The 652-nt window shown below is 57.7% G+C and carries 1 protein-coding gene; it reads left to right on the top strand.

Annotated elements, in window-relative coordinates:
• Nucleotides 1-292 precede the first annotated feature (292 nt).
• On the top strand, nucleotides 293-607 hold the full coding sequence (locus ACFTOW_RS13245) for a transposase (protein ID WP_379916489.1): 315 nt from the start codon (nucleotides 293-295) through the stop codon (nucleotides 605-607).
• Nucleotides 608-652 lie beyond the last annotated feature (45 nt).

Below are 652 nucleotides of genomic sequence, written 5' to 3'. Positions count from 1 at the left end.
GTCGCGGTGGCGACGCGAGCATCAAGTCGCTGCCGCCATCGCACATCGAAAGACTCGCCATAATGCGCAACTGTAGTACTAGGGTCTGTTGAGATTCATCGAGAATTGATGAGTGCAGCGCAGGCGCAAATCATGGCCGAGAAGCTGATATCGGTCTTGTCTGATCGCATGGCGATGCGGCGGAAGTCTTTGAGGTTGCAGTGTAAGCGCCGTTTCCGTCCCATTGATTTGACGCATTCCTGATGCCTGACGCGCCTGCGAGAAGGTTTGCGTTGGCGGACGGAGGTTTTTCATGGTGGATGGTGGGGATGGTTTTGTTGGGCGGTGTGACGTGGTTGAGCCCCGGCGCGGGAACCGCCGATGGCCTGATCACGTGAAGGCGCGGATTGTGGCGGAGAGCTTTCAGCCCGGGGCCCGGGTTGTGGATGTCGCCCGTCGCCATGATCTTGTTCCGCACCAGCTTTCAGATTGGCGCAGGCAGGCACGAGAGGGGCTTCTTCGGTTGCCTGAGCAAATCTTGCCGGAGACCGGAAGATCCGATGCGCCAGAACCTGCCTTTGTGCCGCTGTCCATTCTGCCTGAGCTGTCAATCTGCATTCAAAACTGACCCATCGTGATCATTTAAAAATGACCCACCCGGGGGGTAGCAAAG

Source organism: Lacimonas salitolerans, from assembly GCF_042677865.1.
Lineage (GTDB): Bacteria > Pseudomonadota > Alphaproteobacteria > Rhodobacterales > Rhodobacteraceae > Lutimaribacter > Lutimaribacter salitolerans.
The sequence above is the reverse complement of the archived record's forward strand: the minus strand, read 5'-3'. Positions and strand labels throughout refer to the sequence as shown.

Excerpts from the sequence above, each read along its gene's own strand:
- ACFTOW_RS13245 (WP_379916489.1), top strand. The coding sequence starts at position 293 with ATGGTGGATGGTGGGGATGGTTTTGTTGGGCGGTGTGACGTGGTTGAG.